15 protein-coding genes are annotated in these 16,149 nt (G+C 63.3%); 13 read left to right on the top strand and 2 right to left on the bottom strand.

What is annotated here, in order from left to right; genetic code table 11:
• Nucleotides 1-3: 3 nt before the first annotated feature.
• Complete coding sequence (gene tnpA, locus CQR48_RS05110) at nucleotides 4-441, top strand: IS200/IS605 family transposase (RefSeq protein WP_101452248.1); 438 nt, start codon at nucleotides 4-6, stop codon at nucleotides 439-441.
• A gap of 345 nt (nucleotides 442-786) precedes the next feature.
• Here the strand turns inward: tnpA and CQR48_RS05115 are convergent, their stop codons facing one another.
• Nucleotides 787-1,629, bottom strand: coding sequence for a hypothetical protein (locus CQR48_RS05115; RefSeq protein WP_143252494.1), 843 nt, complete (start codon nucleotides 1,627-1,629; stop codon nucleotides 787-789).
• A gap of 844 nt (nucleotides 1,630-2,473) precedes the next feature.
• Nucleotides 2,474-3,355, bottom strand: a complete 882-nt coding sequence (locus CQR48_RS05120; RefSeq protein ID WP_101452250.1) for an SPFH domain-containing protein — start codon at nucleotides 3,353-3,355, stop codon at nucleotides 2,474-2,476.
• An 837-nt stretch (nucleotides 3,356-4,192) separates the two neighbouring features.
• Between CQR48_RS05120 and CQR48_RS05125 the strand changes: the two genes are divergently transcribed.
• The 12 genes from CQR48_RS05125 (at nucleotide 4,193) to CQR48_RS05185 (ending at nucleotide 16,086) form a co-directional block, all read left to right on the top strand.
• Complete coding sequence (locus CQR48_RS05125; protein ID WP_101452251.1) at nucleotides 4,193-7,186, top strand: bifunctional DNA primase/polymerase; 2,994 nt, start codon at nucleotides 4,193-4,195, stop codon at nucleotides 7,184-7,186.
• An 18-nt stretch (nucleotides 7,187-7,204) separates the two neighbouring features.
• Entirely contained in the window at nucleotides 7,205-7,735 is a 531-nt protein-coding gene (locus CQR48_RS05130; protein ID WP_101452252.1) for a hypothetical protein, read from the top strand.
• A gap of 13 nt (nucleotides 7,736-7,748) precedes the next feature.
• Complete coding sequence (locus tag CQR48_RS05135; RefSeq protein ID WP_101452253.1) at nucleotides 7,749-8,978, top strand: RNA-guided endonuclease InsQ/TnpB family protein; 1,230 nt, start codon at nucleotides 7,749-7,751, stop codon at nucleotides 8,976-8,978.
• A gap of 98 nt (nucleotides 8,979-9,076) precedes the next feature.
• Nucleotides 9,077-9,478: a hypothetical protein gene (locus tag CQR48_RS05145; protein WP_180335120.1), complete on the top strand. Its 402-nt coding sequence runs from the start codon at nucleotides 9,077-9,079 to the stop codon at nucleotides 9,476-9,478.
• Nucleotides 9,475-10,356, top strand: a complete 882-nt coding sequence (locus CQR48_RS05150) for an adenine-specific methyltransferase EcoRI family protein (RefSeq protein WP_143252497.1) — start codon at nucleotides 9,475-9,477, stop codon at nucleotides 10,354-10,356. The genes CQR48_RS05145 and CQR48_RS05150 overlap by 4 nt, the downstream gene beginning before the upstream one ends.
• 318 nt (nucleotides 10,357-10,674) lie before the next feature.
• Complete coding sequence (locus CQR48_RS09145; protein ID WP_180335121.1) at nucleotides 10,675-10,833, top strand: hypothetical protein; 159 nt, start codon at nucleotides 10,675-10,677, stop codon at nucleotides 10,831-10,833.
• A complete protein-coding gene (locus CQR48_RS05160) occupies nucleotides 10,830-11,999 on the top strand; it encodes an HNH endonuclease family protein (protein ID WP_101452258.1) in 1,170 nt (389 codons plus the stop codon). The genes CQR48_RS09145 and CQR48_RS05160 overlap by 4 nt, the downstream gene beginning before the upstream one ends.
• An 18-nt stretch (nucleotides 12,000-12,017) precedes the next feature.
• Nucleotides 12,018-13,112 (top strand): adenine-specific methyltransferase EcoRI family protein, encoded by a 1,095-nt coding sequence (locus CQR48_RS05165; protein ID WP_101452259.1) that lies wholly within the window; start codon nucleotides 12,018-12,020, stop codon nucleotides 13,110-13,112.
• A 266-nt stretch (nucleotides 13,113-13,378) separates the two neighbouring features.
• Nucleotides 13,379-13,708 (top strand): transposase, encoded by a 330-nt coding sequence (locus CQR48_RS05170; protein ID WP_101452260.1) that lies wholly within the window; start codon nucleotides 13,379-13,381, stop codon nucleotides 13,706-13,708.
• A 43-nt stretch (nucleotides 13,709-13,751) separates the two neighbouring features.
• Entirely contained in the window at nucleotides 13,752-13,940 is a 189-nt protein-coding gene (locus CQR48_RS05175) for a type II toxin-antitoxin system RelB/DinJ family antitoxin (protein ID WP_101452261.1), read from the top strand.
• Nucleotides 13,941-13,942: 2 nt separating this feature from the next.
• On the top strand, nucleotides 13,943-14,842 hold the full coding sequence (locus CQR48_RS05180) for a hypothetical protein (RefSeq protein ID WP_218971687.1): 900 nt from the start codon (nucleotides 13,943-13,945) through the stop codon (nucleotides 14,840-14,842).
• Nucleotides 14,842-16,086, top strand: coding sequence for a site-specific DNA-methyltransferase (locus tag CQR48_RS05185; protein WP_101452263.1), 1,245 nt, complete (start codon nucleotides 14,842-14,844; stop codon nucleotides 16,084-16,086). The genes CQR48_RS05180 and CQR48_RS05185 overlap by 1 nt, the downstream gene beginning before the upstream one ends.
• The last annotated feature ends 63 nt before the right edge of the window (nucleotides 16,087-16,149 follow it).

Genomic DNA, 16,149 nt, shown 5'->3' on the forward strand with positions numbered 1-16,149 from the left:
GACATGGAACCTGACGAATACAAGCCCAAGGCTTCCGCGAAAGTGCGAACCAGATACCACATCGTGCTGGTCACAAAATACCGCAAACGCGCTCTCGCGGGGATAGAAACAGACGTTCTCGCCAGCATCCGCAATGCCGAATGCCGCTCACGGTTCACCATTCATCGAATCAACACGGGCGACGGCAACCACGTACACATGCTTGTCAGCATCCCGCCTGACATGACCATCAGTGGAACCGTCGGCCGAATCAAACAACTCTCTACACATGAACTATGGGAAAAACGCCCTGACCATCTCAGGCATTACTACTGGGGGGAGCATCACAGGCTATGGTCTGGGGGATACTATTGCGAAACCGTGGGAAGAAACAGCGAAAGCGTAGTCGAACGCTATATAGACGGGCAGCAACAGGCTGAGGCGATTCATCCGCGACACTGAAGGTGACGCGGCTTTCTCGCCAAAACAAAAATCAAGGGTAAGGATGCCCCCGCTGCCCAGACCATCGCTCCCCCAAGGCCATGCTTCGAAACCTTGGGGGCGACGTTCACGCAATCGCCCGCTATGCGCCCGGGCCGGCGTCCCGTTATGGGATGCCGGCCCGGATGTCGTGCTGAGTGTGATTTTGCAGGACGGGGACCATCCCCGCCCGCACCCGCCTATGCGTCCCCGGAGACGCGCTTGGCGGCGCCCTTCCGGACGCCGCCAAGGCGAGTTACACGTCGCGTGACATGTTTTCACGGGCGGGGGCCGTTCCCCCGCCGACCGACGGTATGCGTCCTAAGTCTAATCGGGTTCGTAGGGCGAGTTCTCGTAGAACCGGACCGCATCACGGCCGGGCACCAGACGCCGGACTCCGTCATGGGAGACCAGCCGGCCGATCTCGCGCCCGGAATCCCGGTCAAGCAGGGACATCGTCGTGTCGCCCGTCCTCATGTCCGTGACCGACCGGCCGGGCACGGGATGCCATGCGCCGCGCGACCCGTCCGCATAGACGACGCCGCGCCGCGGATCGTCCTTCATCGGAGAGGTGACCTTGACATTCCCGGCGGCCAGAGCGCCGGTGCGCTCCCGGTCGTCGACCTCGATGCGCCCGCCCAGCCGTTCCAGCGCGTCCGCGACATCCGGGTCCAGGCTGTACGAGCCGGCGTATTTGGAGGCCTCCGCGAAATGCCCGTCGCCCAGCCGTTCGGCCTGGGAACGGGTCAGGCCGGACCAGCGGAGCGTCTCCTCGGCCCGGCGGCGGCGCACCGACCCGACGGGCGCGTCCAAGTCGGCCAGCCGGGACGGCACCCACAACGTCCGTTTCGGGTCGTACTCGTCCGGCATCCTCCCGGTTCCGGGATCGGGTTCGGGTCGGACAAGCCCGGCGTGGTTGAGGTCGATGTGGATGACACCGTCCCGCTCCTCGACACGGGCGCGTTCGACCAGCGGGGCGAGCGCCCGCTCCACGTCGGCGACGGTGGGCCCGCCCATCGCGGGAAGCCCTTCCGCGCCTCCTCCCCTCACGGTGTCGTATTGCCCGCCGACGCCTCCCGGCGAGCCCTTCGGTTTCCTCGGCTGCCGCATGGCCGTCTCCTTTCCGCCAGGTTTTTTCGTGCCCATGCGGCTATGCCGTGGCCTTGCCATGATCGCAGAATCATGCGTTTTGGTTCGTCATGCCTCCGCCCTACTCCCGCTTGACTTTGAGGGGGTGGATGACGAACGTGACGGCCCATTTCCCCTTAAAGAGAGAAGACAGGTAAAAATGACGAAAATCGGGTTGACACGTTCGTCATCCACCCCCCTCAGCCCTACTCGCAGTAGGGCGGAGGCATGACGAACCAAACGGGCGATTTTTGCGATCGTGTCAAGGCGGCGGCACGGCCTGCAGGTGGCGATGAGGAGGAACACCAAGGTGAAACACCCACTCCCCCTCTCTATAAGAGAAGAACAAAAAATTATTCTTCTTCTCTTATAGGGAGAGTATCCGGAAACCAAGGAACCGGCCCACGACCGCCTCCATCGCCTGATTGGCGTATCCGGGAAGGTGATGCCGCAGTCTCGCCCGATCGCAAAAACATGCCATTTGGTTCGTCATGCCTCACGCTTACTCCTGATTGGCTTTGAGGGGGTGGATGACGAACGTGTCAACCCGATTTTCGTGATTTTTCCCTATCTTCTCTTTTAAGGGCGAAATGGGTCGTCACGTTCGTCATCCACCCCCCTCACGCCTACTCGCAGTAGGGCTGAGGCATGACGAACCGAAACGCATGATTTTGCGATCGCGTCTAGGCCAAGTGCCATGCCCCACCGCCCGCTGGCCGGAGCCGGATGGGCGACAAGGGGGATTCGTGACTTGCCCTTGTAAGGCGTTTCCACGCCCCGTAGATGCGATTGGCATGATTCCGGTATGGTCGCCGCGACACGTAGGCAAAGGGGCGTAGAGGGGCGGGAACGGGCGTTTCCGGGCATATCACGGGGATAACGACGGTCAGATGCTCTTCGACGTCGCCATCGCCTGGGTCAGCTCACGGGACAGCTCCCCGTACCCGCCGGGCGTGGAGGCCGGAAGCACGACCGTCTTCGCATTCGGCGACTCGGACAGCGAACGCATCACGTCGAGATACTGGTTGAACAGGACCACGTTGTTCACGTCGGCGATATCCATGCCCGCGGCCTGCAGACTCTTGATCTGGTCGACGATGCCGTTGGCGACCTCGCGCCGGTAGTTCGCCTGCCCCTCGCCCTGAAGCCGGGTGCGCTCCGCCTCCGCGGCCGCCTGGGTTTCGATCCGGATACGCTCCGCCTCGGCGCGCTGGCGGGTCGCCTCCTTCTCCCGCTGGGCGGCGTTGATCGAGTCCATCGCGTTCTTGACCTGGTCGGAGGGGTCGACGGCGGTGATGAGGGTCTTGACGACAGTGAAGCCGAAGCGGCTCATCTCCGCGCCGACCGTCCTCTGCACGTCGGCCGCGACATCGTCCTTGCGGGCGAAGGCGTCGTCCAGGGTGAGGGACGGGATGGCGGAACGCAGGGCGTCCTCCATGTAGCTGCGCAGCTGGCCTTTCGGGTCCTGCAGTTCGTAGTAGGCGGTCGATACGGCGTTCGGGTCGACGCGGAACTGTGTGGAGGCGACCACGGTGACGAACACGTTGTCCCGGGTCTTGGTCTCCAGCCTTACGTCGAGCTGTTGGACGCGCAGCGAGGTGCGGGTGGCGATGGTGTCGACGAACGGGATGCGCGCATGCAGGCCGGCGCCCTGGGTCTTCAGGTATTTGCCGAGCCGTTCGATGACGACCGCCTGCTGCTGGGGGACGACGTACAGGCCGGCGCCGACGACGACGGCGACGATGACGAGAAGGATGATGAAACCCACGGTATTGTCCTTTCAGGTTGGTCCGATGGGGTCGCCTGCCGGCTATGCCGGCTTTTGATGCGATCGCAAAAACAGGCGTTTCGGTTCGTCATGCCTCAGCCCTACTCCCGTAAGGGTTTAAGGGGGTGGATGACGAACATGACGACCCATTTCCCCTTAAAGAGAGAAGACAGGTAAAAATGACCGAAATCGGGTTGACACGTTCGTCATCCACCCCCCTCAGCCCTACTCGCAGTAGGGCTGAGGCATGACGAACCGAATGGGCCGTTTTTGCGATCATGTCAATGTCGGACACCACGGCCTGCAGACAGCAGGGAGAGACACCAGGGTGAAGCACCCGCCCCTCCCTCTCTCTATAAGAGAAGAACAAAAAATTATTCTTCTTCTCTTATAGGGGATACCCGGGAATCGGGAAGCCGACCCGCAACCGCCCGCCCTCGACTGGCGTACCCCGGAAAGACGATGTCGTTGGGATGATTTCCTGACCTCAGGAAATCATCTCGACTGGCGTGCCCCGGAAAGACGATGCCGCGGTCTCGCCCGATCGCAAAAACATGCCATTCGGTTCGTCATGCCTCACGCCTACTCCCGCAAGGGTTTGAGGGGGTGGATGACGAACGTGTCAAGGTGATTTTCGTAATTTTCACCTGTCTTCTCTCTTTAAGGGAAAATGGGTCGTCACGTTCGTCATCCACCCCCCTCACGCCTACTCGCAGTAGGGCTAAGTCATGACGAACCAAACGGGCGGTTTTTGCGATCGCGTCAATGCCGGAGGGCGGACGCATATGGGGGGGTCATGACTACAAGGCACCTTGACCGGACACATAGGGGGCTGGCATGAAAAGCACATACAGGCAACGTCACACCACCGACGACGGCGTCACCCCCGACCCGCTTCTCGACATCGACTGCTTCCCGTGCAGGGACGACGGGCACATCGACTACAGGCTGATGCGCAAACAGGACATCCCCGCCCGGCACTGGAAGCCGCTGGGACGGACGAACCAGCCGTCCCTGCCGATGCTGTGCAACCTGTTCGAGGGGCTGAGGGCCATCGAATACCATGACATCGAGGAGATGAACCAGCTCGTCTGGGGCGAGCCCGAGAACCTGCTCATCCAGCTCAGCGCCACCAAGATCCTCAAGGTCCCGCCCGCCCCCGGCACCCGCACCACACCCATGGTCTGCAAAGGCTACGCGCGCATGGTCTGGGACCTGCTGTGCGGGCGCCTCGTGTGCATGCACGGCGACGAGGACACGCTCATCAAGCTCCTGCCCGTCGGCAAGCCCAGCCGCAACTACCCGGTCCTCGACATCGAGGCCGAATACGGCATCTCCGCCAAGGAGCACATCGACGGGTTCGCGGAGATGATCCACGACGAGGCGGCACGCCTCCCGTTCGTCACCGAGGACGGGGACATCATCCCGTTGCGCGCCGTCGACGGCATCCGCCTGGGCGGCGAGCCGACCCAGGGGTTCTGGCGGTGCAAATACCGGGACGGGAACGGGCATGAGCAGAACCGGGTGCGCCGCACCTACGACCTGTTCGCGCACCCCCTGCCGGACGACGAACGGCTCAAATGGATCACCGACCCGGACATCCCGTGGAGCCTGGAGGTGCCCAAGCCGAAACGGTTCAATTCGACCGGCGTCGACCCCAAGCATCCGGTCAGCGAGGCCATGTGGCGGTACGTGTCGAACGTGGAGCGGATGCTCGCCCCCGTCCCCGGCGTGAAGCCCCTGTCCTACCCGGAGCACTCGTGGGCGCAGCTGTTCAAGGACATGAAACGCGGGCGCCGCAACCCGAGCCTGTTCAACCTGCTGCGCATGCCCGCGGACGCATGGCTGTCCGACCGGTTCAAACGGCATATGACCGTCCTGTCCGGCGACGGCGGCAACGGCAAGTCGCTCCTGCTTGAACGGCTCCTGAAGCCCGTGTGCCAGGGGCAGGCGGGCAACATCCCCATCGCCGCGTTCCTGGGGCCGGAGGGCATGATGGAGACGAGCAACGCGCGCGGCGCGCTCGCCCGCAACCGTGTCGCCATCAGCTCCGACACGCCGGCCCTCCAGTTGTCGAATCCGGCCCTCAAAAGCGCGTTGAGCGGCGAGCCGGTCACCTACCGGCGTATCGGCCAGAACGCGAACGAGTACCGGCCGAACGCGTCCATCGTCGCCGCGACCAACGAGTTCATCGGCGGCCTGGACGACCAGTCCCTGAACCGGCGCATCGCCCTGGTCGAAATGGCCGACCATACGGCCACGAGCACCCCGGACGGCACCCCCCAACCCTGGTTCCAGGATTTCATCGACTGGGTGACCGACCCCGACTCGGACGCCCAATTCGCCATGATGGCCGTCTCCTGCGAGTTGTGGGCGGCATGCCCGAACGAGGACCCGGATGTCGTGCATATCGCCGGCCGCCGGTTCATCAAGGACAACCCGTTCGTCCAGGCCATCATCCGCGGCATCGTCCTGACGACCACCCCCAAGCCGGACGGCTCCATGCCGGACGTGTGGGACGGGTTCGCGGCCGACCGGTGGCTCAAGGCGAACGACGTGCCGATTCCGTCCCCGTCCAGCCGCGAATGGCGGGACGCGAAGCAGATCGTCGGCCTGGCCCGCCGCCGCGCCCCCCACAAGCTCGAGGGGTATGGCGGCACGCGCCCGCAGGTGTGGCAGGTCATGGACGATCCGGCCGCGCAGGCGCTGTTCGACCGGTATGCGGCGCCCGTCTGGCGCGACCTGCAGGTCGAACGCGCCGAGGATGAGGCCGAGGAGAAGGCCCAGGTCGAACAGGCCGAACGCACGGCCGAGCAGTCCCTGACCCTGGCCGACATGGTCCCCGCCCACCCGGAGGCCGGGCTTGACGAGACGGTCGTGCGTATGGACGAGGACGGGGTCGCGGGCGTCCTGTTCCCCGTCGCCCAAGACAAGCGGCCGCTCGGCAAGTGGGGCGGCTACGAGGCGCCCGACGACCATGTGGACGCGGACCGCATCGGCCCGGACACCGCGATGGCCGGCCTGCGCCCGGCGCGTGACATCGTGGTCGTCGACTGCGACGTGCCCGAAGGCGAGGCGGACAAGGGCAAACCGGACGGGTTCACCGTCCTCCAGTCCATGGCCGGCGCCTACGGGTCGGACGGTCTGCCGCGCACGTTCAGCGCGCGCACCCGTTCCGGCGGCCTGCACCTGTACTACCGGCTGGCCCCCGGCCAGTCCCCGCTGCCGGTGAAGGCGCATCAGGGCAGGTTCGCGGTCATGCCCGTCATGGGCAAGCCCGTCTCCTACGCGGCCGGCGTGCCGGTCGATCTGCGGGTCGGCACGACCCGCTCGTTCGCCATCGCGCCCGGCTCCCAGTCGCCTGAGGGATCCTGGGCCATCGTCGACGACATGCCGGTGACGGTCATGCCCGACAGTCTGCACGCCGCGCTTCAACGCCTGGCCGACCTGCCGAACGGGCACGGGGACCGGCCGGTCAACGTGGACGCGCACGGCGAACCGGCCGCCGACCCGGACGGGGTGGATGTCGACCTGTTCGACCGGAAGACCGGCGGGGCCTCCCAGACCAATCCGGACGGGACGCACTGGCACCCCCGCGCCCATGAGGTGATCGGCGAGGGGGCGCGCAACGAGACCATGAACTCCTACTATTTCGGACGACTGCTCCATTCCCCGAAGAACGGCGACACCCCGGAGCAGGTGAAGGCCGACCTGTTCGCCCAGGCCAGGGCATCCGGCCTGCCGGACAGTGAGACGGAGGGCATCTGGCGGTCCATCGTCAAGGGTGTCAGCAAGAAGGGCGGTCCGATCCCGGCGGACCGGGACCTGTGACGGCGGAAAGGAATGCCGATGGATATCCGATACTCGAACAACCTCCGCGCCTTGGCACCAAACGGCCCGTCGGTCGACCTGCTGGTCGATGTGGGCACCCTGGCCGACGCCTTCGCCTACCCTGGAGATCTCCTCGCCTACCTGCTGGACACACAGGACGTCGGATCATGCGACGGATTGTATCCGCTGACCGCCTCCTGGCGCGCCTTGTTCGTTATGGAGGGCGGGCGGATCGACGCTATGGCGTACCGCAGATACCAGGACCTGTCCGTCCAGTTCGCCGCCGGCCTGCTGTGCGACTCGCCGGGCCGGTCGGGTGACGGGACGACGCTTCCGCCCATCTGCTTCTCCCGCCGGCTTCGATTCACCGGCCTGGACACGGGCAGGCTGACGCCGAATCGGCGCGCCATGCCCACGGACGGGGCGGCCGGCAGCCCGTATCTGAAGACCGTGTTCCGCGCCTGGGCGGTTATGGTTTTTGGTTTGCGGAGACCCCGTCCTTTAGGGCGGGGGGGAAGCAAACCGTCCTCCTTTCACAGAAATAGATGATATAATGTGAAGCATGGTCAGGCAGCAGGCACACAAGCGGGCGTACAAGTTCCGCTTCTACCCGACACCCGAGCAGGAACAACTGCTCAGGCGCACAGTCGGCTGCTGTCGGAAAGTCTACAATCTCGCGTTGGAAGCCCGCTCCACCGCATGGACAGCGGAACACAGGAACGTCACCTACGTCCAGACCAGCGCCATGCTCACCCGATGGAAGAAAACAGCCGAATACTCGTACATGAACGAAGTGTCCTGCGTACCATTGCAACAGGCGTTGAGGCACTTGCAGACGGCGTTCTCCAACTTCTTCAAACAGACCGGCGACTACCCGAAGTTCAAAGCCAAATCCCATGGTGGGAGCGCCGAATACACTCGAAGCGCATTCAAGTGGGACGCTGAGCGCAACGAACTCACGCTCGCCAAAATGCGCGAACCCCTGCCGGTACGATGGTCCAGAACACTGCCCCGCAAGACGGAGCCGAGCACCGTGACCGTCAGTCTGGATGCCGCCGGACGGTGGCACGTCAGTATTCTCGTGGAGGAGGCCATCCAGACTCTTCCCACGCGAAAGCATGCCATCGGAATCGACTTGGGTGTGGACAGTTACGCCGTCACCAGTGATGGGGAGACCATAGCGAACCCACGCCACTACAGGAAACTCGCCGAACGGTTGGAACGGGAGCAACAGGCATTGTCCCGTAAAACCAAAGGTAGCAACAATCGTCGGAAAGCAGCCCTCAAGGTGGCTCGCACCTACGCCAGAATCACGGACATGCGCCGTGACTTTCTCCACAAGTTGAGCACGAGGATGATCCGCGAGAACCAAACGGTGATACTCGAAGACCTCAACGTGAAGGACATGGCCAAACGGTGTGCGCCGAAACCCGACCCGCACGATCCGAACCATTGGCTCCCCAACGGGCAGTCCCGGAAAACCGGGCTGAGCAGGAGCATCATGGACGCCGGATGGGCGGAGTTCCGTCGAATGCTCGAATACAAGGCCGAATGGTACGGGCGACAGCTCATCACCATCGACAAGTATTATCCGAGCACGCAAATCTGCTCCCACTGCGGAGCGAAGACCGGGCCGAAGGGCATGCCCGGCCTCAACGTCAGGGCATGGACGTGCCCGGACTGCGGGACAAGCCACGACCGTGACCTGAACGCAGCCAGAAACATCCTCGCCGCAGGGCTTGCGGTCAGCGTCTGCAAGGACGGCAGAACCGGAACCAAGGTCTCGCATTAGCGTCTCCTCCCTTCTTGTTTTGCCGTGTCGAACAGAAACCCGGATCGTGAGGTTCGGGAATCCCCCGCATTCATGCGGGGGAGGATGTCAAGACCGCCGTGTTCGACATGTGCGCCGGTGACGTGTGCATCGTGTTCGGACGGTTCCGCACCCGGAGCATCGACCCGGCGGACATGTCCGACAACCAGAATGCGCTCACCCAAGTCGCCCGGGACGTCGCCCAAACGATGGGCGTGGATGCGGACGACCCGGCCGTGTGGGCGGACCGGACCGCCCAGGAGACGCTTGTCCGCGCGACCCGCCGCGTCCGGGACAATCCGGGCGTCTACCCGCCCGGCCTGACCCCGTGGTGGAAACTGGACGCCCGTGACGGCATCCGGCTGTTGGATATCTGGACACCCGCCCTGGAGGCCGATCTGTTCGGCAGGTCCGGTAAATCCGGGCTGGACGACTGGTCGGTGGCGCGGCGCCGCACCGTGGGGCTCGGCATCCCCCGGTGAGCGACTGGTTCACGCCGTTCAGGGAGGTCGAACTGGAGGTGTACCGGCGGCTGGGCGCGCCCGGCGCGCCAAGCCTGGACGGGGCGACCGTCCTGTGCCCGGCGAACGACCCCGATTGGAGCGGGTTCACCAGGTTCTTCGCGGCCGCGCACGGCCGCCTGGGATTGCATCGGGTGCTGGCCGTCGGCTACCGACCCGGCCGGCTGTTCGAGGCGTCGGGGCGCACCGACTGGTCGGTCCGGTTCGTCCGCGACCTGGACGGGGACGGCGACTGGCGATCCCCCGAGGTGTCCGCGTTGCGGGATGCGGCGGATCTTGTGGCCGCGGCCCCGCCGTTCGGCATGCTCGACGGGTTCCTCGACTGGGCGGCCGGCCGGCATGTCATCGTGCTCGCCGGCATGGTCGACGTGTGCCATGCGAATATCGTCCACATGCTGCGCGACGGGGAGCTGGCCGTGGACGGCGGACGGCCGATCATGATGTCCCCGACCCCCGAGACGGCCCCGGACGTGTCGTACCAGCCGCGCCCGGTGGTCTGGCTGTCCGACATGGGCGCCCCATTGCCGCCGCCCCCATTGCAATTGGATACGATGGCCGGCAATCTCAGGTACAACACGCGGCTGCGAAACGCGCTGATCCGGGAGACCGGGTCGGCGGACGGATATCCGGTGCTGGACGGGACGGACATCCTGGAGGTGCCCAGCGTATCCGGCATCCCGTCCGACTGGGCGGGCCGCATGGCCGTGCCCGTCTCTTTTTGGCCGAAGTGGAATCCGGGGCAGTTCGAGCCGTTGGGGCCCGCCCGCTCCCCCACGGTGAACGGGCGCCGCCTGTACGCCCGGCTCCTGATCCGCCGGACGCATACGGCGACGGTATGAGCGAGACATACAGGCCGTTGTCGTCGATGGAACTGGATATCTGGGTCGCGTTGGGTCGGCTCGCCCGGCGGGACGGGGAGTTGGCCGCCTGGGGGGTGCCCATCCCGTGGGCGGTCGCTGCGCGCTCCGGCATGCCGTCTGGTCGCGCAGCGACCGGGTCGCCCGGCTCATCGCGGCCGGCGACAGGGACGGGCTCGCCCGCCTGGTCGCCGCCGACCCGGACGTGCGTTACCTCATCCCCGCGCCGCTGCTGGGGCGGGCGGCGCTCGCGGTCGCGGACGCATGCATGGCGTGCAAACCCGCATAGGAGGCCGGGATATGAAACATTGGCTGCCGTACCTGACCGGACTGGCGATGGTCCTGCTCGTCGCGCTCCTCCTGCCGGCCGGACAACTGCCCGGCTTCGGCCTGGGGATGCTCGCCGGCTGTGTCGAGTCGCTGGTCTGCTGGTACGCGATGGGAGGAGACGGACGGTGAAGACCGTGTTGCATACGGATTGGACGGTCGGCGACATCGCCGCCGGGTTCACGTTCGACATGAATGAGGGGCGCGGCCTGTTCGGCATGGACGGCCGCCTGGTCATCCAGCCGGAGTACCAGCGCAACTACCTGTACGGCGACGGGCGGCGGGATGTCGCGGTCGTCGACTCGCTGCTCAAAGGCTACCCGCTGGGGCTCATGTATTTCGTCGATACGCCCGACGGGCGGCTCGAGGTGCTGGACGGCCAGCAGCGCATCACCTCGTTCGCCAGGTTCGTGGCCTCGTCCAGCCCGTTCGCCGTGGACGTGGACGGCCGGCCCCGGTACATGGAGTCGCTCGACCCGGACATGCAGCGGCGGCTGCTGGACACGCCGCTGACCATTTACGAGTGCGACGGCACGCCGCAGGAGATCCAGGCGTGGTTCCGCACGGTCAACATCGTCGGCCTCCCGTTGAACGCGCAGGAGCTGAGGAACGCGGCGTATGCGGGGCCGTTCACGTCGGCGGCGCGCGCCGTCCTGTCGAATCCGGGCAGTGCGATGTCGAACCGGTGGCGCACGTATGTGAACGGGGACATCAAACGGCAGGTCGTCCTCCAGGCCGCCCTGGAGTGGGTGTCGGACGGCGACCCGGACGGGTATATGGCCCGGCACCGGTCCGACCCGGACGCGCAGGGGCTGATCAACGGGTTCAATACGATCATCGCGTGGGCGGGCGCGACCGTCGGCACGAATGACGCGGCGCTGGTGCGCGGCCTGGACTGGGGCGACCTGTACCGCCGCTACCACACCCGCCCGTACTCCCGGCAGGAGGTGGACACGCAGGTGGCGCGCCTGGCCGCGGACCCGCAGGTCACGGACCGGCATGGCATCGTCCCTTACGTGCTGGGCGGCTGCACGGATACGCGGCTGCTCAACGTGCGCGTGTTCGACGCCAGGACCCGGCAGACCGTGTATGCGCGCCAGACGGCCCGCGCCAAGGAGGAGGGCGCGTCGAACTGCCCGCTGTGCGCCCTGGGCTCCGGCCCGAACCGGACGCGCATCTGGCTGCTCAAAGAGATGGACGCCGACCATGTGACCGCCTGGTCGCGCGGCGGGGCGACCGACCCGTCGAACTGCCAGATGCTGTGCGTCACGCACAACCGGGCGAAAGGCAACCGGTAGGACGCATACGCGGTCGGTATGAGCAATCGGAATCTCACGGCCGCGAAACGCGCGAAGAACGACGAGTTCTACACCCTCTACCCGGATATCGAAGCCGAGATGAACGCCTATCTCGCGGCCGACCCGGACGTGTTCCGGGGCAGGACGGTGCTGTGCCCGTGCGACGACCCGGAGTGGAGCAATTTCACTCGCTATTTCACCGCCAACTTCCGCCGCCTGGGGTTGCGCCGGCTGGTCTGCACGTCGTACGCGAAAAGCGCGGGGAGCCGGCAGCTGACCCTGTTCGAGGAGGAGTCGCCCGTGTACGACCCGGCCCGGCATGCCACCCACGGCAAGCTGTTCGCCATGAGTGACGGGGACGCGGAGGACGTGACCCTCCAAGGCTACCTGGAGGGGGACGGGGATTTCCGCAGTACGGAGGTGACACGCCTGCGCGACGAGGCGGACATCATCGTCACCAACCCGCCGTTCAGCCTGTTCCGGGAGTTCCTGGCGTGGGTTATGGACGGCGGGAAGCGGTTCTCGATTTTGGGTGGAAAGAATGCCGTGACCTATAAGGAGGTGTTCCCGCTCCTGAAAAACGGCGCCATGTGGATCGGCTACCGGTCAATGAATGACGACATGTATTTCATTATCCCGGACGACTACAAGCAGTATCTCCTAGAGAACAAGAAGGAAGGGTCCGCCTACAAAATCATCGACGGCAAGATGTATGGACGCCCCTCGTCGGTGTGCTGGTTCACGAATCTCGACCACACCCGTCGTCACGAGCCGCTCATGCTCGACACCATGGCCGGCAATCTGCGATACAACCGAAAACTCAGGAAGACCCTCATCGACAAGTACGGGCAGACCACCGACACTCTCCACTACCCCAAATACGACAATTACGACGCCATCGAGGTCCCGTACACCGACGCCATCCCAAGCGACTACGAAGGCGTCATGGGCGTGCCCATCTCGTTCCTCGACAAATACGACCCCGACCAGTTCGAGATCGTCTCGTTCCGCAAGGGCGACGACGGCCGCGACCTGGTATTCACCACCGAGAGAGAGAGAGAGAGAGTACAACCGTACTTTCGCGTCCTTGTGCGACGTCTATTCCGGGGATGATCAAGAACGCCGAAGGCAAGATCAATGGCAGGCCTACGTACGCGCGCATAACGATTCGCCGGATTGCACGCCCGTAGACCTGTTCCATCCCCTGTCCACCAACCTGGCGAACGGTCTGGTCAATGACTGTACGGTTGCCGGGCGTAAGACCTACGCCCGCATGCTCATCCGACCCCGGAAATCCTGAACCGTCTCACTGTATTCCAATACACCTATACACTGTCCGTGTCGCACGGTGCGGCGTATATTGAGGCCAGGCTGACAACATGACGAAGCCTCGCCGGATATCCTCCGGCGAGGCTTCGCGTCTTCGCCAGGTCACGGCGGGGACGGAGCGAAGGGAGACGGACGACCACGCCACCAACCGGGCCAATACGCTCCACTCCCCCTTCCATGGGTTTCTCAGTGGGTTCCGTGGCGTAAGCACGAAACGGCTGGACGAATACCTCGCATGGTTCCTATGGAGGCGAACCTACACGCAGGACCGGGAGAGCATCGCCGTCCGTCAGGTCAACGTCACCCCATGCGACAACACCGTGCGCGATTGGGCGCACGTGATGCCGCCGTACATGGATTATTGGGGCGTCACGGCATAGACTGTATGTACACTGTAATCGGCAAGCGTGAAAGGAACCGAGCATGGCGAACACCCCGACCACCACCATGCGCCTCGACCCCGAGGTGAAAGACGAGGCGCTGAAAGTTCTTGAGCCATTAGGGCTGAACCTCACCAGCGCGGTCAACATCTTCCTCAAGGCGGTTATCAGAGAAAAAGGACTGCCATTCGAGGTCAAGGATGAGGCGCAGCGGACGCAGGCGAAGGAGTGATGATGGCAGAGAAGTCGTTCCGTGATTACGGGCGCGAAGAGAGGCGGAACTACATAACGCTGTCCTCTGGCGAATTTTACCCGGACATCCTTGAGCAGGCGTGCCTGTTGTACGAGCCTGTATTGCAGAGCTTCCGGCGGATACTGGAGATTTCAGCAAGTTCGACGGAGTTGTTCATGAACATCGCCGCAGAGCGAAATTCGTGGATGCGCGTGCAGTTGTGCCGGGTATTCAAAAGATACGTGTCGCCGGAGACTCCCGTGGAGCTGTTGAAGAAGAAAACGCAGGCGGAGCGCATCTGCCGCGATTTCGGTCGGGACTTCCGTGCAATACCGGTAGTGCAAGCGAAATTCGACTCCAGACCATTGCCTGACGAAGCGTTGTGCGCACTGCTGTGGGAATACAAGGATAGAGGCAAGAAGGGGTACGACCTGACGGAAAGATTCTTCGATCTATTCCAGTCATTATTCTCAACGGAAAACGAATTCGTCATATGGGGACCCAAGCGCGCCGGACAGGATGTCCAAGCGAAGAGCATATGGCCTGATTACCCGAATGACAGCAGACCGTTGGATTTCGTCATCTCCAATAAGGACAAGAGTCGCATATACGCCGTTGGTTTGGCACGATATGACGGCGACCGTGGAGGGGCGCAGGAGGACGACCGCACCGGCGGCTACAAGAATTGCGCGGACGAAGTGCTCGCATATGCGGATTCCCGAGGACTGCCCGTCAGGATTCTGTTCGTGAACGACGGCCCCGGTCTGCTGTTGGGCACCATGTGGGAGGATTATTCAAGGATTGAGGAACGCGACCCTAAGCGCATCAAAGTACTCACTCTGCGTATGGTTCCCGAGCGTCTGACGGAGGACTGGCTGACATCCGGGATGGAGAATGCATAATGGCTACGGGAATCACCGATAAGAGTGCAAGCAAGCGCCGAGTGAAAAGCTATCGCATCGAATACGACGGGAAGCAAGACGTTGACAGTATCCTGTCCGGGACGGGGTGCATCTTCGACCGCATCATTGAAGGCAAAGAAGACAATTCGTTCTACTATGGCGACAACATCAACGTCCTGCACCATCTGATTGACTCTGGCATGTCAGGTAAGGTGCGGCTGGTGTACATAGACCCGCCGTATGCCACCAAATCGGCGTTCGTCGGACGCAACCAGAAATACGCCTATTCCGACTCCCTCGCCGGTGCCGATTACATCGAGTTCCTAAGAGAAAGAATCATCCTCATCCGCGAGCTGTTGGCCGACAATGGCTCCATGTATCTTCACCTCGATGGGAACATGGCGTTCCCGATGAAGCTCATTATGGATGAAATCTTCGGCGCGTCGAACTGCCGAGCATTCATCACGCGGAAAAAGTGCAGCACGAAGAACTACACGAAGAACACCTTCGGCAACGTCTGTGATTATGTGATGTTCTACTCCAAGACAGGCGATTACGTATGGAACCGCCCATATGACCCGTGGGACGAGGACAAGATGCTCCGCGAATATCCTTATGTTACGGAAGACGGACGAAGGTACAAGAAGGTTCCCATCCATGCTCCGGGGGTGCGTCATGGTGCAACCGGTGGAAAGTGGAAGGGGATGATGCCCCCTGAAGGCAAGCATTGGCAGTACACCCCGGAAAAGCTGACCCAATTGGACGAGGCGGGCGACATCTACTGGAGTCCCAACGGCAACCCGCGTCGCAAAGTGTACTGCGATGCAAAGAAAGGTGTCCCCATCCAAGACCTCTGGTTGAACTACCGTGATTCCATCAACCAGCAGATGAAGACGACCGGTTATCCGACCGAAAAGAACATCGATATGCTGCGTATGATCGTGCAGGCCAGTTCCGAGAGTGGGGATTACGTGATGGACTGCTTCGCGGGAGGAGGTACCACGCTTGGAGCAGCTCAAGAACTGGGAAGACGGTGGATAGGAGCGGACAATAGCCCGGAAAGTCTCTCGGCTGTCATCAGGAGGTTTCGTGACGGGCTTCAGGATTACGGCGACTACGTGAGTAAGCCATTCGATCAGTCCGGACTCACATTGAAAACCGAAACAGATGGCACTCGCTTCTCTCTCTTCTCCGAGCACGCGAAGACGGACGAGGCTCTGTCAATCATCAAATCAGTCGGCTAAAAAAATGGGGCCGGAGAATACCCCGGCCCCATTCATATCACCCGCACCCGGCATAGCCGGGGC

The sequence above is a fragment of the Bifidobacterium thermophilum genome, assembly GCF_002846655.1.
Lineage (GTDB): Bacteria > Actinomycetota > Actinomycetes > Actinomycetales > Bifidobacteriaceae > Bifidobacterium > Bifidobacterium thermophilum.